The following is a 19399-nucleotide window of genomic DNA, read 5'->3' as shown; positions in this document are numbered from 1 at the left end:
CGGGCCCGGGGTGGGTACCCCGGGCCCGGACCTTCAGCCTGCCGACGGCTGTGCGCGACGACCGCGCCCAACGCCCGTCAGTTGTCGTCCTCGTCGATCAGGAACCCACGCATCGGCGACGGAGCCTGCTGCATCGGCTGCATGGGCTGCGGCGCCTGCGGCCGTACCGGTGCCATCGGCTGCGTCATCGCCGGGGACATCTGCTGCTGGTTCCCGTACGACGGGCCGCCCGACGACGGACCGTGCCCACCGCCCATGGACGGGTTGCCCCCCATGGTGTGACCCATCGCGCCCGCACCGGCCGGTGCCATGGACGGCGACGGCGGCAGCGAGGCCGCGGCCGGCGTACGCGGCGGGGCCAGCGAGTCGTCCGCCTGGGTCTCCAGCTGACGCAGCTGGCTCTCCAGGTACGACTTCAGCCGCGTCCGGTACTCCCGCTCGAAGCCACGCAGGTCCTCGACCTTGCGCTCCAGCGTCGCGCGCGCGGACTCCAGCGAGCCCATCGCCACGCGGTGCTTCTCCTGCGCGTCCCGCTCGAGCGCGTCCGCCTTCGCACGGGCGTCCCGCTCCAGACCCTCGGCACGGCTCCGCGCCTCGCCGACGATCTTGTTGGCCTCGGAACGGGCCTCCGCGATCGCCTGGTCGGCGGTCTGCTGCGCCAGCGAGAGCACGCGCGCGGCGCTGTCGCCGCCGGGACCGCCCTGACCGGGACCCGGGCCGTGACCCATGGGTCCGCCCATCGGTCCACCCATGGGACCGCCCTGCATCTGCCCTTGCATCGGACCGCCCTGCATCTGGCCCTGCATGGGGCCGCCCTGCATGGGGCCGCCCTGCATGGGACCGGGACCGTGCTGACCCTGGGGGCCGGGGCCGTGACCGGGGTGTCCACCGGGACCGGGATGTCCACCCGGACCCGGACCGTGGCCACCGGGTCCGGCGGGAAGCTGCGGGGGCCCACCGGGCAGTTGGGGCTGGCCCATCTGCGGGGGCTGCTGCTGGACCGGCGGTCCGGATATGGCGGCGGGGACGGGCGCACCGGGCCGCTCCTGCTGCTCCGGCGGCTTACGCATCCCCTGCTGCTGTTGCTGCTGCTGGTTCTGCGCGGCGGCACGCGTCGCGGCGGCCAGCTTGGCACGCAGATCCTCGTTCTCACGAAGCAGGCGCGTCAGTTCGGCCTCGACCTCGTCGAGGAAGGCATCGACCTCGTCCTCGTCGTAGCCCTCTCGGAGGCGGACGGTCGTGAACTGCTTGTTCCGCACGTCCTCTGGGGTCAACGGCATCTCTTCTTCACCTCTACGTAGTCGTCGGCAGTCGGCAGGACCGTATCGTTCACATGCCCCTCGCAAGGCCGCTGACGACCGAGATCAGGATGTACACGATGATCATCAGAACGAAGAAGGACAGGTCGAGTGCCACGCCCCCGAGACGCAACGGCGGGATGAACCGCCGCAGAAGCTTGAGCGGTGGATCGGTGACAGTGTAGGTGGCCTCCAGAATGACCACCATCGCCTTGCCGGGCTGCCATGAGCGGGCGAATTGGAAGACGTAATCCATGACCAGCCGGAAGATCAGCACGATGAGGAAGCACACCAGCGCGATGTAGACCACCTGTAGCGCAACGCTCATCCCGCGCTTCCCTCTCCCCTGGCTCTCTGGTCCGGCCTCGTGGCCGGGTCGTTCCCGGTGTCGAATCTCAGCTCTGGTTGAAGAACCCGCCCTCTGCGATACGGGCCTTGTCCTCCGCCGTGACATCGACGTTAGCAGGCGACAACAGGAACACCTTCTGCGTCACTCGCTCAATGCTGCCATGGAGACCGAAGACAAGTCCCGCGGCAAAGTCGACAAGTCTCTTCGCATCGGTGTCGTCCATCTCGGTCAGATTCATGATCACCGGGGTCCCCTCGCGGAAGTGTTCCCCGATGGTACGGGCCTCGTTGTAGGTCCGAGGGTGCAGTGTGGTGATGCGGTAGGGCTCTCGTTCGGAGACGACCTTGGGCATGATCACTGGTGCGTTCTTCTCCAGGCTGGGGCGTTCAGGTGTGATGGACGCCACGGGGGCGATTCGGGCAGGACGTCCGCTTTCTGCCGCTACCGGCACCGGCTGACGCTCCCGTTCACGCTGCGGAGGTGGCTGCACCACTCGTACTGGTTCGTCCCGTTCGACCTGGTGCACCGGCTGGTGGCGCCGGTGTTCGCGCTCGGGTTCGGGCTCGGGTTCGAAGTCGTCGTCGGGGTCGAAACCCCGGCCGTCGTACCCATCGTCCTCCACGAGGCCGAGGTAGACCGCCATCTTGCGCATCGCGCCGGCCATGCTCTGAGTCCTCCGCTCTGTGGTGGATCGGCCTCGTCACCAAGTGCCCTCGATCCACGCGGTCCATCCACCTTTCGGCGGAAATGACCATATTTTCTGCTGTGGTCCGACTTGCTTCGCGACGTTACCCGAGCCGGGGTCGGACTCCGAGTACCGCCGTACCGACGCGCACATGTGTCGCTCCGGCCGAAACGGCGGCTTCGAGGTCCGCACTCATCCCTGCTGACACCATGTTCGCAGCAGGATGGTCCGCGCGCAGCAGGGATGACAATTCCAGCAGGCGGTCGAACGCCGCCTGTTGGCGATCGGCGTACGGGCCGGCGAGCGGCGCGACGGTCATGAGGCCGTCGAGTCGCAGCCCCGGAGCCTCGGCGACCGCGGCCGCCAACTCCCCGATCCCGTCCGGCGCCACGCCTCCCCGCTCGCCCCGCGCGCCGGAGCCGGCGTCGAGCGCGACCTGGATCAGCGCACCGATCTCGCGGTCCGCGCGCACCGCCGCGGCGGACAGCGCCGTGACGAGCCTGAGCCGGTCGACCGACTGCACGACATCGGCGTAACCGACCACGGAACGGACTTTGTTGGTCTGCAACTGACCCACGAAGTGCCATGTCAGCGACAGATCCGCGCACGCGGCGGCCTTGGGCGCCGCGTCCTGGTCGCGGTTCTCGGCCACGTGCCGGACCCCGAGCCGGTGAAGCAGCCGGACATCGCTCGCCGGATATGTCTTGGTGACCACGATCAGGGTCACTTCGTCCCGGTTCCGTCCGGCCGCCGCGCAGGCGGAGGAGATACGGTTCTCCACCGTGTGAAGATTTTCCGCGAGTTCGGTCTCGCGATCGGTCATGACGCCCCCAGCCAGACATATCCGGCGAGCCGTCCGGTGGTGCGGTCGCGGCGGTACGAGAAGTGGTCGGCCGATTCGAGGGTGCAGATCTCTGAGCGGTGCCGGTCCTCGACCCCGAGTGCGGCGAGTTGGGCGTGCACCCCGGCGACGACGTCGACCGCGGGGGTGCCCCAGCTGGTCTCGGCCCATGACTCCGGTACGGACCGGGCGACTTGGGCCCGCATGGCCTCGGGTACCTCGTAGCACCGTCCGCAGACGGCGGGCCCGGTGCGGGCGGTGATCCGGGAGGGCTCGGCCCCCCGCGCGACCATCGCCCCGACCGCCGCCGGGACGACGCCCGCGACCATTCCGGGGCGTCCGGCGTGCGCGGCGGCGGCGACTCCGGCCACCGGATCGGCCAGCAGGACCGGGACGCAGTCCGCGGTCAGTACGGCGAGTGCGAGCCCCGGGCTCGTGGTGACCACGGCGTCGACCGCCGGGACCGCGCCCGGGACTTCCGACTCCCAGGGGCCTTCGACGACGGCGACGTCACGGCCGTGCACCTGGTTCATCCAGACGACCCGCGCCGCGTCGAGCCCGAGGGACTCGGCGACGGTGGTCCGGTTCGCGCGTACGGCGGCGGGGTCGTCGCCGACCGCGCCGCCGAGGTTGAGCTGCTCGTACGGAGCGGCGCTCACCCCGCCCCACCTGTCGGTGAAGGCGAAGTGGGCGCCGCCGGCCGAGCTCAACGCGTCGTGCTGTCCTATCACTTCAAGAAGTCCGGAACATCCAGCTCTTCGGCCTGGGTGTCCTGGTACGGACGGGCCAGCGGGACGTGCGGCGGGGAGACGGGCGGCAGGGGCTTCTCGTTGGCCATCGGGGCCGGCTCGGGGGCGGGCGCCTCGTCGCGCGAGGGCACCGTGCCGAGCCCGCCGGAGGAGCGGCCCGCGTCGGGCTCCGGGGCGGAGGAGCGGTAGGTCGGCTGGTCGTCCCGCTTGGCCGAGGTGAGTCCGCTCTCGCGGCGGGTCGGCGGCTGTCCGCCGTCGAAGCCGGCCGCGATGACGGTGACCCGTACCTCGTCACCGAGGGCGTCGTCGATGACGGCGCCGAAGATGATGTTGGCCTCGGGGTGCGCGGCCTCACTGACCAGTTGCGCGGCCTCGTTGATCTCGAAGAGACCGAGGTCGGAACCGCCGGAGATGGAGAGCAGCACACCGCGTGCGCCGTCGATGGACGCTTCGAGGAGCGGCGAGGAGATCGCCATCTCCGCCGCGGCCACCGCGCGGTCGTCGCCGCGGGCGGAGCCGATGCCCATGAGCGCCGATCCGGCCTCGGACATCACGGACTTGACGTCGGCGAAGTCGAGGTTGATCAGACCCGGTGTGGTGATCAGATCGGTGATGCCCTGGACACCCGAGAGCAGCACCTGGTCCGCGGACTTGAACGCGTCCAGGACGCTGACCTGACGGTCCGAGATGGACAGCAGGCGGTCGTTGGGGATGACGATGAGGGTGTCGACCTCTTCGCGGAGTTCGGCGATGCCGTCCTCCGCCTGGTTCGCGCGCCGCCGGCCCTCGAAGGTGAAGGGGCGGGTGACGACGCCGATCGTGAGGGCGCCGAGGGAGCGGGCGATGTTGGCGACGACGGGAGCGCCTCCGGTACCGGTTCCACCGCCTTCGCCCGCGGTGACGAAGACCATGTCGGCCCCCTTGAGGACCTCCTCGATCTCCTCGCGGTGGTCCTCCGCCGCCTTGCGGCCGACTGCCGGGTTCGCGCCGGCGCCGAGTCCGCGGGTGAGTTCACGGCCGACGTCGAGCTTGACGTCGGCGTCGCTCATCAGCAGGGCTTGTGCGTCGGTGTTGATCGCGATGAACTCGACGCCCTTGAGGCCGACCTCGATCATTCGGTTGATGGCATTGACACCACCGCCGCCGACACCGATGACCTTGATGACTGCGAGGTAGTTCTGCGGTGCTGCCACGTCGAAGGCCTCTCGCCTCGAGTTACGTGTCGCCGCTTCGCTGTTGTCGCGAGGCGGGGACTGATGCCGATGGGACGGTCCGGACGCCGACCCGAACCCTAACCTTGAAGTTTAGGGTTACCAGTGTGTCTGCTTCTTGGACTCTTCCGAACAGGACACTAAGTCGACACGTGGCGCACGTTCAACGAACACGCCGAACCTCCCGTTTTTCTTTTCACCCTATGTGATCACGCACAGCGCTGACCAACCAGGGTCCTGGTCAGCACATATACGCGTCAACTCCCTGATGCGGAGGGGGCGGTGGGCGCACTCACATCGAAGTGCGTCGCGTCGGGAACTGCTTTCATGAGAGCGGTGAGAGCCCGCGCCTTCGCGCCGCCGTCCTCGCCGTTCCCCCACATCACGGTGCGCCCGCCGGTCAACTCCAGTGAGATCGAGTCGTACGAACGGACCTTCACCACGCTGGTGGCGTCGGCGACTTTGCCCGGGAGTTCGTCCCAGACGCCCACCGCCTCGGACATCAGACGAGTGGCTGTGAAGCGTCGCACACTCGGGGAGTGATCCACCGTCAATTGCAGCAGGGGTACGCCCTTCGGGGCCTTCTCGACCGTGGCGAAACGCACGCCCTTCGCGTCCACTTCGATGAACTTTGCGCCCTTTTCGATAAGCAGCGCCGCCTTTCGCTCCTTCACTTTCAGACCGATGCCGTTCGGCCATGACCGTTCGACATCCACGGAGTCGATACGCGGCAGCTTCTGCCGAAGTCGACGCTCAATCGCTTCGGTGTCGACGGAAATCAGGGGGGTGTCGAACGGAACTGCCGCGACGGCTTCCACCTCGGCGGGTTTCAGCACTTGGAGGCCGGAAGTCTTCACCCGCTCGACCCGTACCCAGGCGGAGCCGTAAAGCAGCCAGATTCCGCCACCGCAGAGCACGATCAAGGAAGTGAGAAGAACCAGAAAACGACGGCCGGGAAGCCGGAATCGACGGCCCCGGAGCCGCCCCGAACGGGGGCGGCCGGATTCCGACTCGGTGCGTTCCGCGTCACGCTCGACGGTCGTCGGTCCGGCCACTGACCCTGCCTCCCTATCCCTGACGGCGCGCTGCGACCGCCTCGTACACCATGCCGACGAGCAGCTCGTCCGCGTCCCTGCGGCCGAACTCGGTGGCCGCGCGGGACATCTCGTACAGCCGGTGCGGGTCGGACAGCACCGGCAGCACATTGCCCTGGACCCACTCGGGCGTCAGCTCGGCGTCGTCGACCAGCAGTCCGCCGCCCGCCTTCACCACCGGCTGGGCGTTGAGCCGCTGTTCACCGTTGCCGATGGGCAGCGGTACGTAGGCGGCCGGGAGCCCGACGGCGGAGAGTTCGGCGACGGTCATCGCGCCGGCGCGGCAGAGCATCATGTCCGCCGCGGCGTAGGCGAGATCCATCCGGTCCACATACGGTACCGGGATATAGGGTGGCATTCCCGGCATGTTGTCGACGCGCGGCATTTCGTTCTTCGGGCCGACCGCGTGCAGGATCTGGATCCCGGAGCGCTGGAGGAGCGGCGCGGCCTGCTGGACCACCTCGTTGAGCCTGCGGGCGCCCTGCGAGCCGCCGGAGACGAGCAGGGTGGGCAGGTTGGGGTCGAGCCCGAAGGCGGCACGCGCCTCGGGGCGCACCCGGGCCCGGTCGAGGGTGGCGATCGTGCGGCGCAGCGGGATGCCGATGTAGCGGGCGCCGCGCAGCTTGCTGTCGGGGGTGGAGACGGCGACGGCCGCCGCGTACCGGGAGCCGATCTTGTTGGCCAGACCGGGGCGGGCGTTGGCCTCGTGCACGACGATCGGCACTCCGAGGCGCTTGGCGGCGAGATAGCCGGGCAGCGCGACGTAGCCGCCGAAGCCGACGACGCAGTCCGCCTTGGTCCGTTCCAGGATCTGCTCCGCGGCCTTGATGGTGCCGCGCAGCCGGCCGGGGACGGTGATCAGTTCAGGGGTGGGTCTGCGCGGCAGCGGGACGGCGGGGATGAGGGCCAGTTCGTACCCCCGCTCGGGTACCAGCCTGGTCTCGAGTCCGCGCTCCGTGCCGAGGGCCGTGATCCCCACGGTGGGGTCCTGCCTCCGCAGGGCGTCCGCGAGGGCGAGCGCGGGCTCGATGTGGCCGGCGGTCCCCCCACCGGCGAGTACGACATGCACCGAAATTCACCGCTCTCCGGACGGACGCTTCTTGACGCGCCGTCTCATCGTCTTCCATCTCACGCCGGGCCTTCGCATGGCCAGGGCCGCTTTCGCGGCGGGATCCTCTCGCGCGAACGCGATCAGCAGCCCGACAGCGAACATGGTCGGCAGCAGGGCTGAACCTCCGTAGGAAAACAGCGGGAGCGGGACTCCGGCGATCGGCAGCAGACCGAGCACCGCGCCGACGTTGACCACGGCCTGCGCCGTGATCCACGTGGTCACGCCTCCCGCCGCGTACCTCACGAAGGGGTCCTCCGTGCGTCCGGCCACGCGGATACCCGCATAGCCTAGAGCCGCGAAGAGGGCGAGTACCGACAGCGTCCCCGCCAGCCCCAGTTCCTCCCCGGTGATGGCGAAGATGAAGTCCGTGTGAGGTTCCGGGAGTTGGCCCCATTTTTCCACACTCGCGCCGAGGCCGGAACCGAACCATCCGCCGGAGGCCAGCGCGTAGATGCCGTGCACGGCCTGCCAGCACTGGTCGCCGGGACCGGGGTCCGTGGCGCCGATGCAGGCGAGCCTGGACATCCGGTTGGGGCTCGTCTTGATGAGGACGAGGACCAGGACCAGGGCGATGGCGAGCACGCCGCCGAAGAGCCGGGTGGGCGCCCCCGCCAGCCACAGCAGTCCGAAGAGGATCGCGGTGAGGATGACGGCGGTTCCCATGTCGCCGCCGAGCATGATCAGACCGAGCAGCATGAAGGCGACGGGGACGAGCGGCACCAAGAGGTGCTTCCACTGGGTCAGCAGCCGCTTGTCCTGTTTGCGGGCGAGCAGATCGGCGCCCCACAGGATCAGTGCCAGCTTGCCGAACTCACTGGGCTGGAGCTGGAAGGGACCGCCGATGTAGATCCAGTTCTGGTTGCCGTTGACCGAGTGCCCTATCCCCGGGACCTGCACGAGGACCATCAGGAAGACGGCGCCCACGAGCAGCGGGTAGGACAGGGCGCGGTGCAGTTTGCCGGGCATCCGGGAGGCGAGCAGCATCAGTCCGGCGCCGATGACCGCCGCGAGGAACTGTTTGCGGAAGAAATACGAGCCGGGCAGCGAGAGCTCCAGCGCCTTGATCATCGAGGCGCTGTAGACCATCACCAGACCGAGCACGGTGAGCAGCATGCTGGCGCCGAAGATCAGGTAGTACGCGGTGAGCGGCCGGTCCCAGGTGCGGCGGGCCTGCTCGTACATCCGCCGCACCCTGTTGCCCCGCGGCGGACGGGGCGGGCGGGTGCCGGGTCCGGCCGATCCGCCACGGACGGCGGGAGCGCGTCGTACGGGCGCTCCGGGGGCCCGGCCGCGCAGGGCGAGGCCCGGCGGTGCCGACGGGCACGCGGACCCCGTCAGGGCGTCGGTGGCGGCCCCCGGCAGGGCGAGGGACGGCGAACCGAAGGACGGGGGGACGAGGGGCGGTGCGGGGGCGGGGAACCACCCTCGTACCGAAGGGCGCGCGGGACGCGGGGCTCGCCCCGCGGTGTCGTCGGCCGGCATCTTCGCTGTCCCCTCCAGTCGTGCGCGGCACGACCGGACCGGCCGGTGGGGCCCCGCGCGGCTCGCGCTCGCGGGGCTGTCGGCCGGTCGGTCAGGCGTGCTCGGCGGCGAGTGCGCGGACCGCGTCCGCGAACGCCTCGCCCCGCTTGTTGTAGTTGACGAACATGTCCATCGAGGCACAGGCCGGGGCCATCAGGACGGTGTCCCCGGTCTTCGCGAGGCGCGCCGCCGCACGGACCGCGGCCGACATCGCCCCAGTGTCCGTCTGTTCGAGGTCCACGACCGGGACTTCGGGGGCGTGTCGCGCGAGGGCTTCGCCGATCAGCGCACGGTCGCGGCCGATGAGGACCACGCCGCGCAGCCGCTTCGCCGACTTCTCGACCAGTTCGTCGAAGGACGCGCCCTTGGCGAGTCCGCCGGCGATCCAGACGATCGGGTCGTAGGCCGCCAGTGAGGCTTCGGTGGCATGGGTGTTGGTGGCCTTGGAGTCGTCGACGTAGCTGACGCCCGCGATGTCCGCGACATGCTCGATACGGTGCGGGTCCGGGCGGAAGGCGCGCAGCCCGTCGCGTACGGCCGCGGGTGCGACGCCGTAGGCGCGGGCGAGGGCCGCCGCCGCGAGGGCGTTGGCGATGTTGTGCGGGGCGGGCGGATCGACGTCCTTGACCTCGGCGAGCTCCTGGGCCTGCGCGCTCCGGTTCTCGACGAAGGCCCGGTCGACCAGGAGGCCTTCCACGACGCCGAGTTGGGAGGGGCCGGGGGTGCCGAGGGTGAAGCCGATGGCGCGGCAGCCCTCCTCGACGTCGCCCTCGCGGACCAGGTCCTCGGTCACCTTGTCGGCGACGTTGTAGACGCAGGCGACGGTGTTGCCCTCGTAGACACGGCCCTTGTCGGCGGTGTACGCCTCCATGGAGCCGTGCCAGTCGAGATGGTCGGGCGCGATGTTGAGCACGGCGGCGGAGTGGGCGCGCAGGCTCGGCGCCCAGTGCAGCTGGTAGCTGGAGAGTTCGACGGCGAGGACGTCGTACTTCTCCCGGCCGTTCTCGTCGGGCAGGACCGCGTCGAGCAGCGAGACGCCGATGTTGCCGACGGCCTCGGTGCGCAGGCCCGCCGCCCGGAGGATCGCGGCGAGCATGCGCACGGTGGTGGTCTTGCCGTTGGTGCCGGTGACGGCCAGCCAGGGGGCGGCGTCGGGGCCCCTGAGCTGCCAGGCCAGCTCGACGTCCCCCCAGACCGGTACGCCCGCTTCCGCGGCGGCCAGGAAGAGGGGCTTGTCGGGCTTCCAGCCGGGGGCGGTGACGACGAGTTCGGTTCCCTCGGGGAGGGTCGCGCCGTCGCCGAGCCGTACGGTGATGCCGGCCCCGGTCAGTTCGGCCGCCTGGGCGCGGGAGCGTTCGTCGTCGCCGTCGTTGACGACCGTGACGACGGCGCCCAGTTCTCTCAGTGTGCGGGCGGCCGGCATCCCGGACACCCCGAGACCGGCGACGGTGACGTGCTTGCCGTGCCACCGGGCCCGGAGGCCGGCCGAGGGGTCGGCCGGCGTCCCGGCCCGCTGGCGGTCGTTCACTTGTCGGCCGCCCAGCCCGCGTAGAAGAGTCCGAGTCCGACGATCACGCACATGCCCTGGATGATCCAGAAGCGGACCACGACAAGGACTTCGGACCACCCCTTGAGTTCGAAGTGGTGCTGGAGCGGGGCCATTCTGAAGACGCGCTTGCCGGTCAGCCGGAACGAACCGACCTGGATCACCACGGACATGGTGATGAGGGCGAAGAGACCGCCGAGCAGGGCGATCAGGAGTTCGGTACGGGAGCAGATGGCGAGGCCCGCGAGGGCGCCGCCGAGGGCGAGCGAGCCGGTGTCGCCCATGAAGATCTTGGCGGGTGAGGTGTTCCACCACAGGAAGCCGAAGCAGGAGCCCATGAGGGCGGAGGCGACGACGGCGAGGTCGAGGGGATCCCGTACCTCGAAACACGCGTCGGGGTTGGTCAGGGTGATCGCGTTGGCGCAGGACTCCTGGAACTGCCAGAGACCGATGAAGGTGTAGGCGCCGAAGACCATCACCGAGGCGCCGGTGGCCAGACCGTCCAGACCGTCGGTCAGGTTCACGCCGTTGGACATCGCGAGAATCATGAACAGCGCCCAGACCACGAAGAGCACCGGTCCGATGGACCAGCCGAAGTCCGTGACGAACGAGAGCCGGGTGGAGGCCGGGGTGTTGCCGCGCAGGTCGGCGAATTGGAGCGAGAGCACCGCGAAGGCGATGCCCACGGTCAGCTGTCCGGCCATCTTCGCCTTGGCCCGCAGACCCAGCGAACGCTGCTTGACGATCTTGATGTAGTCGTCGAGGAAGCCGACGAGGCCCATCCCCGCCATCAGGAACAGCACCAGCACACCCGAGAACGTCGGGTCCTCGCCGGTGATCACCTTCGCCAGGGCGTAGGCGATCAGGGTGGCGAGGATGAAGGCGATGCCGCCCATGGTGGGCGTGCCCTTCTTGCTGCCGTGGCTGCGTGGGCCGTCGTCCCGGATGAACTGGCCGTAGCCCTTGCGGGCCAGCAGCTTGATCAGCAGCGGCGTGCCGATCAGGGTCAGGAAGAGCCCGATGGCTCCCGCGAAGAGGATCTGCCTCATCGGCCGGAGACCTCACCCTCGACTGCGTTCTCGAGCAGTGCCTGGGCGACCCGCTCCAGTCCGGCCGACCTGGAAGCCTTCACCAGCACGACGTCTCCCGAACGCAGTTCACTGCGCAACAGATCGACCGCCGACTGCGCGTCGGACACGTGCACCGACTCCTCACCCCACGAACCCTCGTTGTAGGCGCCCAGTTGCAGCCAGGACGCTTCCCTGCCCCCGACTGCGACGAGCTTGCTGACGTTGAGCCGGACGGCGAGCCGTCCGACCGCGTCGTGCTCGGCGAGCGCCTCGTCACCGAGTTCGGCCATCGGGCCGAGCACCGCCCACGTGCGGCCGCCGGTTTCCCTGGCGGCACCGCCCATGGCGACCAGCGCGCGGAGCGCTGCTCTCATGGAATCGGGGTTCGCGTTGTAGGCGTCGTTGACGATCGTCACGCCGTCCGCGCGCTCGGTGACCTCCATACGCCAACGGGAGAGGGTCTCCGCCTCGGAGAGCGCCAGGGCGATCTCGTCGACGGACATGCCCAACTCATGGGCGACGGCGGTCGCGGCGAGCGCGTTCGACACGTGATGCTCACCGTACAGCCGCAGCGTCAGCTCCCTGCACCCGGTGGGTGTTCGAAGGAGGAAGGAGGGTCTGCCCAGGGGGTCGACGTGCACGTTCTCTGCCCGTACGTCTGCTTCGTCGGACTCTCCGAAGAGCAGCACGCGCGCCTTGGTGCGGGATGCCATGGCGCGTACGAGGGGGTCGTCGGCGTTCAGGACGGCCACGCCGCCCTCGTCGGCGGGCGGCAGCGACTCGACCATCTCGCCCTTGGCCTCGGCGATCTGCTCGCGGCCGCCGAACTCGCCGATGTGGGCGGTGCCGACATTCAGGACGAGGCCGATCCTCGGGGGGACGAGGCCGGTGAGATAGCGGATGTCGCCGATGTAGCGCGCGCCCATCTCCAGGACGAGGAAGCGGGTGTCCTCGGCGACCCGCAGGGCGGTGAGCGGGAGACCGATCTCGTTGTTGAGATTGCCGTCGGGCCAGACGGTGGGGGCGGCCCGCCGCAGGAGCTGGGCGATGAGGTCCTTGGTGCTGGTCTTGCCCGACGAGCCGGTGAGCGCGACGGTCGTGGCGCCGGTGCGCTTCACCACGGCGCGGGCGAGGGCTCCGAGGGCCTGGACGACGTCCTCGACGACGATGGCGGGGACACCGAGGGGCCGGACGGCCAGTACGACGGCGGCGCCCGCCTCGACGGCCTTGCGGGCGTAGTCGTGGCCGTCGACGTTCTCACCGGCGAAGGCGGCGAAGAGACTGCCCGGCGCCACCTGACGGGAGTCGATGACGACGGGTCCGGTGACGCGGACGTCCGGATCCGGTATGTCGTGCGGCTGCCCGCCGACGATGGTGGCGATCTCGGCGAGGGAGAGGGTGATCACAGGGACCGTCCGGCAATTGGAGGGCGGGTGAGGGAAGGGGGCGGGGCGGGGTGCCCGGAGAGGGGCTCCGGGCCGCGGACGGGGAGCTCATCCCTGGTCGGTGCTCCCGGTCTTCTCCTTGCAGGAGCGCTCGATGGCCTCGCGCAGTACCTGGCGGTCGTCGAAGGCGCGTACCACCCCGGCGATGTCCTGGCCCTGTTCGTGGCCCTTGCCGGCGATCAGGACGGTGTCGCCCTCGCCGGCGCGGGAGACCACGGACGCGATGGCGGCGGCCCTGTCGGCGTCGACCAGGACGTCGCCGCGCTCGTGGATGGGGACCTCGGCGGCGCCCGCGAGCATCGCGGCGAGGATGGCCAGGGGGTCCTCGGAGCGGGGGTTGTCCGAGGTCAGTACGGCGGTGTCGGCGAGCCTCGCCGCCGCGGCGCCCATCGAGGGGCGCTTGGCCCGGTCGCGGTCGCCGCCGCAGCCGAGGACGACGTGCACCTTGCCCCGGGTGACCTTGCGCAGGGAGCGCAGGACCGATTCGACGGCGTCCGTCTTGTGGGCGTAGTCGACGACGGCGAGGTAGGGCTGGCCCACGTCGACGCGCTCCAGCCGGCCGGGGACGCCGGGGACGTTCGCGATGCCGTCGGCGGCGACCTGGGGATCGATTCCGGCCACGGCGAGGGTGACGACGGCGGCCAGGGTGTTGGCCACGTTGAAGGGGCCGGGCAGCGGCGCCTCCGCGCGGATCCGCTCGCCCTTGGGGCTGACGACGGTGAACCTGCTGCCGCGCGAGCCGACGTGGACGTCCTCGGCACGCCAGTCGGCGTCGGGGTGGCCCTCGGCGGAGAAGGTCGTGATGGGCACGCCCGCCTCGTCGACGAGGCGGCGCCCGTACTCGTCGTCGTAGTTCACCACACCCACCCGGCTGCGCTCGGGGGTGAACAGCCGGGCCTTGGCCTGGAAGTAGTCCTCCATGCCGGAGTGGAACTCCATGTGCTCCGGGCTGAGGTTGTTGAAGACCGCGATGTCGAAGACACAGCCGTCGACCCGGCCGAGCACCAGCGCATGGCTGGAAACCTCCATCGCCACGGAGTCGACCCCGCGCTCGCGCATCACGGCGAGAAGCGCCTGGAGATCGGTCGCCTCGGGGGTCGTGCGCTCGGACTTGATGCGCTCGTCGCCGATGCGCATCTCGACGGTGCCGATGAGCCCGGTGTGGTGTCCGGCGCCGCGCAGCCCTCCCTCGACCAGATACGCGGTGGTGGTCTTGCCGGAGGTGCCGGTGATGCCGATCTGGAGCAGCCCGGCGCCGGGGTGGCCGTAGATCTCGGCGGCGAGTTCACCCATGCTGCCCCGCGGGTCGGGGGTGACCAGCACCGGGAGCCCGGTCGCCGCGGCGCGTCCGGCGCCGGCCGGGTCGGTCAGGATCGCCGCGGCGCCGAGGTCGGCCGCCTGGGCCGAGAAGTCGGCGCCGTGGAAGCGGGCGCCGGGCAGGGCGGCGTACACGTCCCCCTCGCGTACCGCCCGTGAGTCGTGGGTGATGCCTGTCGCCGCCCCGTCCGCCGGGGGCTCGGCACCCAGCCGGGCGGCCAGGTCCACGAGTGAGGTCGGCCGGACATGGTCCGGGCGGGGCGCTCCGGGATGGTTCACGGGCGCGTCCTTTGTGGCGGTTCGGTGGTTATCTGCGTGGGGCACGGCGGTGAGCGTACCGGGCTCACCGGGCACCGGGCCAAGTGAGGGCGGCCGGGTGCCGGAGCCGTCCGGCGGGGTGACGGACGGGTCGTCTTGGTTCCCCGAGTCGGGGGTGATCGTTGTCACTGGGGTGTTCCCTGGGTCACTCGCCGGGCTTGAACTCGACCGGCAGCGGATCTGATGTCTTTCCGGTCGGTGGGACCTGGAGGCTCTTGAGAGCGAACTCCATGACCTCCTTGTAGATGGGGCCGCAGATCTGGCCGCCGAAGTAGCTGCCCGTGGTCGGGTTCTGGATGGCGCAGTAGACGGTGATCTGCGGGTTGTCGGCGGGCGCGAAGCCCGCGAAGGACGCGGTGTAGCCCTTGTAGCGCCCGGTCTCGGGGTCGACGCGGTTGGCGGTTCCGGTCTTGCCGGCGACGCGGTAGCCGGGGATACGGGCCTTGGTGCCGGTGCCCGCCTCGTCGCCGACGACGGATTCCAGCATGGTGGCCAGCGTCTTCGCGGTCTTCTCGCTGACGACGCGGGTCTTCTTGGGGGCGGGGGCGGGGGTGAAGAGGCCGTCGGGCCCCTGGGTGCCGCGGACCAGGGTGGGCTCGATCCGTACGCCTCCGTTAGCGATGGTCGAGTAGACCGACGCCGCCTGCATGGCGTTGACCGAGAGTCCCTGGCCGAAGGGGATCGTGTACTGCTGCGAGGTCGACCAATCCTCCGGGGCGGCCAGGATGCCCTGGGTCTCGCCGGGATAGCCGAGGCCCGTGGGGCCGCCGATGCCGAATTTGCGCAGATAGGAGTGGAGGACCTGGTTGGCCTCCGGCTGCGTCCTGCCCAGTTGGCCGGTCGCCAGGATGGTGCCGATGTTGCTGGACTTGGCGAGGACACCGTTGAGGGTCAGGTACCAGGTGGGATGGTCGATGTCGTCCTTGAAGAGACGGTCGCCGCGGTGCAGCCGGTTGGGCACGGTGACATGGGTGCCGGGGATGGCGGCCTTCTCCTCCAGGACGGCGGCCATGGACATGACCTTGCTGGTGGAGCCGGGTTCGAAGGCGTCCTGGAGCGCGGCGTTGCCCATGCGGGCGCTGTCGGCCTGGGAGAGGTCGTTGGGGTCGAAGCCGGGGGCGTTGGCCATGGCGAGCACCTCGCCGGTGCGGGTGTTCTGCACTATCACGTAGCCGCGGTCGGCCTGCGACTCCTGGACCTGGTCGGCGATGGCCCGCTGGGCGGCCCACTGGATGTCCCGGTCGATGGTGAGCTCGATGTCGGTGCCGGGGACGGCCGGGGTCTCCTCGGAGTCCGCCGTGGGGACACGGCGGCCGCCGGAGTGCGCGTAGGTGATCTCTCCGTCCTTGCCGGACAGCTTCTTGTCGAGCATGGACTCCACGCCGCCGCCTCCGTGGCCGGCCGCGTTGACGTAACCGAGTATCCCGGCGGCCAGGTCCCCGTTGGGGTACACGCGCTTGCTGCTGGGCTCCTGGAAGACGCCGGCGAGGACGCTGCCCGGCGCCTTGTCGCCCTGGGTGGCGCGTGCCTTGTCCGCCTTCTCGGCGAGGACGGACTTGAGGTCGCTGATCTGGTTCCAGACCTGGGGGGTCTGGCGGTGGGCGAGCACCGTGAAACGGGACTTGGGGGTCGAGAGCTGCTTGGCGAGCGTCTCGGGCTCCTTGTCGAGGATCGGGGCGAGGAGCGCGGCGGCCTGCCGGGGGGCGTCGCGGACCTTGCTGTCCTCGGGGGTGAACATCTTCGGGTCGGCCGTGATGTCGTGCGCGTCGACGCTGGTGGCGAGGGCGACCCCGGCCCGGTCGGTGATCTCGCCGCGCTCGGCGGCGAGCGTGACGCTCGTGAACCGGTTCTTCTCCGCCTTCGCGGTGTACGCGCTCGCGTCGACGGCCTGGACCTGGAGCAGCCGGACGACGAAGACCAGCATGACGAGGGTCAGTCCGAGGCTGACCAGCCGCAGCCGGGGACGGTGGTTGCCGAGCCGGATGCGGTGCGGCGCGCGAGAGGCGGCGCCGGGGCGCGGGCGGTCCGGGTCGGGGCGGCGCGGGCGCCGCGGGGGCCGGGGCGCGGGGCGCTGCGGGGAGCGTGATTCGGGCCGGGGGCGGGCGCCGCTCCCGGAGCGCGCGGGGCCGGGGACCCGGCGGCGCGGTGGTTGCTCGGGGGGCACTGCGTCACCTGCCGGGGGTCGTCGGGGTGAGGGGCGTGCCGGACGTCGGTCCGGGACGGGGCTCGGTGGAGGGCGCCACGCGCGAGCCCGCGGATACGGAGGGGCCGGGCGGGGCGCTCGGGGTGGTCGACGGGGCCCCGGACGGGAGCCCTCCTGAGGAGGAGGACGGGGACGCCGCCGGCTCCGTGGACCCGGCCGAGGGGGTCACGGACGGTGCGAGCGAGGCCGGCAGGCTCGGCGCGACGGGCGGGAAGGCTTCGAGGGCGGAAGGCGCGGCGTACGGGAGGGGATCGGCCTCGGAGGGGACACCGCTGACCTTGCCGTCGGGGTTCAGGAAGGCGGGGCTGCCGCCGGGCACCATGCCGAGCTGCCGCGCGCGGCGCTGGAGCGCGTCCGGCGCCGAGAGGTTGTCCACGTCCCGCTGGAGGGCCTGCTGCTCGTCGGTCAGGTCGGTGGTCTGCCTCTTGAGTTCGCTCAGCTTGAACGACCCCGCGTTGAGCGAGGAGTTCAGCAGGAGCAGGGTGATCAGCCCGCCGCCGAGGAGCAGAACGACCAGCAGGACGAAGGGCGTACGCGCGGCGGTGCTCGCCCCGGTCGTCGGCATCAGCCGGGCGAGCCGCGCGGCGCGCCCCCTCAGCTGCCTGGCCGGTCCGCTCACCGCACGTCCTCCCGGATCCGCTCCGCGCCGCGCAGCCGGGCGGGGGCGGCCCTGCGGTTCTCGGTGATCTCGGCCTCGGTCGGCAGTTCGGCGCCGCGCGTCAGGAGTTTGAGCCTCGGCTGGTAGCGCTCGGGCACGACGGGCAGGCCGGGGGGCGCGGTGTTGGCGGCGCCGGCCGCGAAGACCTGTTTGACCAGGCGGTCTTCGAGGGAGTGGTAGGCCAGGACGGCGATGCGGCCGCCGACGGCGAGGGCCTTCACCGCGGCGGGGATCGCCGCCTCCACGGAGGCGAGTTCGCCGTTGACCTCGATACGCAGGGCCTGGAAGGTGCGCTTGGCGGGGTTGCCGCCGGTCCGCTTGGCGGCCTGCGGCAGCGCGTCACGGATGAGTTCGACCAGGCGGGCGCTGTTGCTGAAGGGCTCGACCGCGCGTTCCCTGACGATCGCCGACACGATGCGCTTGGCCTGCTTCTCCTCGCCGTACGCCCTCAGGATCCGCACCAGTTCGCCCGGCGCGTAGGTGTTGAGGACCTCGGCGGCGCTCATCCCGGCCGACTGGTCCATCCGCATGTCGAGCGGGGCGTCCTGGGCGTACGCGAACCCCCGCCCGGCCTCGTCGAGTTGCATGGAGGAGACACCGAGGTCGAAGAGCACGCCCTGGACGCGCGGGATGCGCAGCCGGTCCAGTACGTCGGGGAGTTCGTCGTAGACGGCGTGCACGAGGGTGGCGCGGTCGCCGTACGGGGCGAGGCGCTCGCCGGAGAGGCGCAGCGCCTCCTTGTCGCGGTCGAGCGCGACCAGCCGCGCGGCGGGGAAGGTGCTGAGCAGGGCCTCGCTGTGGCCGCCGAGACCGAGGGTGCAGTCGACGACGACGGCGCCCGGTTCGGCGAGGGCGGGGGCGAGCAGATGGAGGCACCGGTCGAGCATCACCGGAACGTGCCGGGTCGCCGTCATGCCCGGGCCTCGCGGGTTCGCTGGCTGCGCTCGCTCATGCGCCCTCTCAGGTCCGGCGTGGTTGTACGTACCGCCGAGCGTGGGGAGGCCGAGCCGCACGTACGCCGCACACGCGGGGGAATTCGGAAGTGTTCGGTCAAGCGTTCGGGATGTCCGTGAACTTAGCGTCACTTTAGTCCACAGGTCTCCCCGGTCAATCAACCGGCCAGCGCGTCGCCCGGCCCGCTGCGGGCGGAGCGGAGGTGGGGATCGTCCGGCGATCACGTGCGGGCCGGGTAATGATCAAAGTGGATCCGGTGAAGGTCCGGACCGACCGGAATCAGGAGCGCGCGCAAGGGAAATCGGCGGACATCACCCGTTCAAACCCTTGGACTTCACCTGTGTGGCTTACCTCACACCGGACCTCGTGGACGATGTTTCTCCTGCCGTAGAGCAGGCTCCGGGCGCGGCTGAGTATTACCGTCTACTGGTATGTCGACCTCCGCGCACCTCCCCGCCGAGTCCGCCCAGGTGTCCGCCGGTACGGCCCGTACCGACGGCACGGTCACCGATCGACTCGTGGACGCCAACCGGCACTACGCCAAGGACTTCGCCGACCCCGGCATGGACGCGCGCCCCGTGCTCCGCGTCGCCGTGGTCGCCTGCATGGACGCCCGTCTCGACCTGCATGACGCGCTGGGCCTGGAGCTCGGTGACTGTCATACGATCCGCAACGCGGGCGGCGTCGTCACCGACGACGTCATCCGCTCACTCACCATCAGCCAGCGGGCGCTGCAGACGCGCAGCGTCGTACTCATCCATCACACCGGCTGTGGCCTGGAGTCCCTCACCGAGGACTTCAGGCATGAACTGGAAATGGAGGTCGGACAGCGTCCGGCCTGGGCCGTGGAGTCCTTCGCGGACGTGGACCAGGACGTACGCCAGTCGATGCAGCGGGTCCGGACGTCTCCGTTCCTTCTGCACACCGACGACGTACGGGGCTTTGTGTTCGACGTGTCGACCGGCCTTCTGCGGGAAGTCGACCCGACGGACTGACCGCGTAGCCCGCACCAGATACACGGCAACTCCG

Annotated in this window: 17 protein-coding genes; 1 reads left to right on the top strand and 16 read right to left on the bottom strand. The window is 70.5% G+C overall.

Annotated elements, in window-relative coordinates:
* Positions 1–77: 77 nt before the first annotated feature.
* The 16 genes from ACFWU9_RS07800 to rsmH form a co-directional block, all read right to left on the bottom strand.
* The gene (locus tag ACFWU9_RS07800; RefSeq protein ID WP_384315503.1) at positions 78–1280 is read right to left on the bottom strand and encodes a DivIVA domain-containing protein; all 1203 of its coding nucleotides are present in this window, start codon (positions 1278–1280) and stop codon (positions 78–80) included.
* A gap of 49 nt (positions 1281–1329) precedes the next feature.
* Positions 1330–1626, bottom strand: coding sequence for a YggT family protein (locus ACFWU9_RS07795; protein WP_384315502.1), 297 nt, complete (start codon positions 1624–1626; stop codon positions 1330–1332).
* Between the two features lie 67 nt (positions 1627–1693).
* The gene (locus tag ACFWU9_RS07790; RefSeq protein WP_031231917.1) at positions 1694–2311 is read right to left on the bottom strand and encodes a cell division protein SepF; all 618 of its coding nucleotides are present in this window, start codon (positions 2309–2311) and stop codon (positions 1694–1696) included.
* Positions 2312–2435: 124 nt separating this feature from the next.
* On the bottom strand, positions 2436–3155 hold the full coding sequence (locus ACFWU9_RS07785; protein WP_384315501.1) for a YggS family pyridoxal phosphate-dependent enzyme: 720 nt from the start codon (positions 3153–3155) through the stop codon (positions 2436–2438).
* The gene (pgeF, locus tag ACFWU9_RS07780; RefSeq protein ID WP_384315500.1) at positions 3152–3904 is read right to left on the bottom strand and encodes a peptidoglycan editing factor PgeF; all 753 of its coding nucleotides are present in this window, start codon (positions 3902–3904) and stop codon (positions 3152–3154) included. Before pgeF ends, ACFWU9_RS07785 begins: the two co-directional genes overlap by 4 nt.
* Positions 3901–5115 (bottom strand): cell division protein FtsZ, encoded by a 1215-nt coding sequence (gene ftsZ / locus ACFWU9_RS07775; RefSeq protein WP_384315499.1) that lies wholly within the window; start codon positions 5113–5115, stop codon positions 3901–3903. Before ftsZ ends, pgeF begins: the two co-directional genes overlap by 4 nt.
* Before the next feature lie 275 nt (positions 5116–5390).
* Positions 5391–6188, bottom strand: a complete 798-nt coding sequence (locus ACFWU9_RS07770) for a cell division protein FtsQ/DivIB (RefSeq protein ID WP_384315498.1) — start codon at positions 6186–6188, stop codon at positions 5391–5393.
* 13 nt (positions 6189–6201) lie between these two features.
* Positions 6202–7296 (bottom strand): undecaprenyldiphospho-muramoylpentapeptide beta-N-acetylglucosaminyltransferase, encoded by a 1095-nt coding sequence (murG, locus tag ACFWU9_RS07765; protein WP_384315497.1) that lies wholly within the window; start codon positions 7294–7296, stop codon positions 6202–6204.
* A gap of 6 nt (positions 7297–7302) precedes the next feature.
* Positions 7303–8676 carry a putative lipid II flippase FtsW gene (gene ftsW / locus ACFWU9_RS07760; RefSeq protein ID WP_384315550.1) on the bottom strand — a complete coding sequence of 458 codons (1374 nt, stop codon included), beginning with the start codon at positions 8674–8676 and terminating at the stop codon, positions 7303–7305.
* 235 nt (positions 8677–8911) lie between these two features.
* Positions 8912–10282, bottom strand: coding sequence for a UDP-N-acetylmuramoyl-L-alanine--D-glutamate ligase (gene murD, locus ACFWU9_RS07755; protein WP_384315549.1), 1371 nt, complete (start codon positions 10280–10282; stop codon positions 8912–8914).
* 101 nt (positions 10283–10383) lie between these two features.
* Positions 10384–11454: a phospho-N-acetylmuramoyl-pentapeptide-transferase gene (gene mraY, locus ACFWU9_RS07750; protein ID WP_384315496.1), complete on the bottom strand. Its 1071-nt coding sequence runs from the start codon at positions 11452–11454 to the stop codon at positions 10384–10386.
* Complete coding sequence (gene murF, locus ACFWU9_RS07745; protein ID WP_384315495.1) at positions 11451–12881, bottom strand: UDP-N-acetylmuramoyl-tripeptide--D-alanyl-D-alanine ligase; 1431 nt, start codon at positions 12879–12881, stop codon at positions 11451–11453. Before murF ends, mraY begins: the two co-directional genes overlap by 4 nt.
* Positions 12882–12968: 87 nt before the next feature.
* Positions 12969–14516 (bottom strand): UDP-N-acetylmuramoyl-L-alanyl-D-glutamate--2,6-diaminopimelate ligase, encoded by a 1548-nt coding sequence (locus ACFWU9_RS07740; protein ID WP_384315494.1) that lies wholly within the window; start codon positions 14514–14516, stop codon positions 12969–12971.
* Positions 14517–14700: 184 nt separating this feature from the next.
* Positions 14701–16719 (bottom strand): peptidoglycan D,D-transpeptidase FtsI family protein, encoded by a 2019-nt coding sequence (locus tag ACFWU9_RS07735; RefSeq protein ID WP_384315493.1) that lies wholly within the window; start codon positions 16717–16719, stop codon positions 14701–14703.
* A 4-nt stretch (positions 16720–16723) separates the two neighbouring features.
* Complete coding sequence (locus tag ACFWU9_RS07730; protein ID WP_384315492.1) at positions 16724–17377, bottom strand: septum formation initiator; 654 nt, start codon at positions 17375–17377, stop codon at positions 16724–16726.
* On the bottom strand, positions 17374–18330 hold the full coding sequence (gene rsmH / locus ACFWU9_RS07725) for a 16S rRNA (cytosine(1402)-N(4))-methyltransferase RsmH (RefSeq protein ID WP_384315491.1): 957 nt from the start codon (positions 18328–18330) through the stop codon (positions 17374–17376). Before rsmH ends, ACFWU9_RS07730 begins: the two co-directional genes overlap by 4 nt.
* Before the next feature lie 471 nt (positions 18331–18801).
* On the opposite strand from rsmH, the gene ACFWU9_RS07720 reads away from it, so the two are divergent.
* Positions 18802–19365, top strand: a complete 564-nt coding sequence (locus ACFWU9_RS07720; RefSeq protein ID WP_384315490.1) for a beta-class carbonic anhydrase — start codon at positions 18802–18804, stop codon at positions 19363–19365.
* Positions 19366–19399: the final 34 nt, after the last annotated feature.

It is taken from the genome of Streptomyces sp. NPDC058653 (genome assembly GCF_042716895.1).
Taxonomy (GTDB): Bacteria; Actinomycetota; Actinomycetes; order Streptomycetales; family Streptomycetaceae; genus Streptomyces.
This window is presented reverse-complemented; position numbering and strand designations above follow the sequence as displayed.

What these genes read in the sequence shown, in the direction of transcription:
- ACFWU9_RS07800 (WP_384315503.1), bottom strand. Translation starts at nt 1,280, where the DNA reads ATGCCGTTGACCCCAGAGGACGTGCGGAACAAGCAGTTCACGACCGTC.
- ACFWU9_RS07795 (WP_384315502.1), bottom strand. Translation starts at nt 1,626, where the DNA reads ATGAGCGTTGCGCTACAGGTGGTCTACATCGCGCTGGTGTGCTTCCTC.
- ACFWU9_RS07790 (WP_031231917.1), bottom strand. Translation starts at nt 2,311, where the DNA reads ATGGCCGGCGCGATGCGCAAGATGGCGGTCTACCTCGGCCTCGTGGAG.
- ACFWU9_RS07785 (WP_384315501.1), bottom strand. Translation starts at nt 3,155, where the DNA reads ATGACCGATCGCGAGACCGAACTCGCGGAAAATCTTCACACGGTGGAG.
- murD (WP_384315549.1), bottom strand. Translation starts at nt 10,282, where the DNA reads ATGCCGGCCGCCCGCACACTGAGAGAACTGGGCGCCGTCGTCACGGTC.
- mraY (WP_384315496.1), bottom strand. Translation starts at nt 11,454, where the DNA reads ATGAGGCAGATCCTCTTCGCGGGAGCCATCGGGCTCTTCCTGACCCTG.
- rsmH (WP_384315491.1), bottom strand. Translation starts at nt 18,330, where the DNA reads ATGACGGCGACCCGGCACGTTCCGGTGATGCTCGACCGGTGCCTCCAT.
- ACFWU9_RS07720 (WP_384315490.1), top strand. Translation starts at nt 18,802, where the DNA reads ATGTCGACCTCCGCGCACCTCCCCGCCGAGTCCGCCCAGGTGTCCGCC.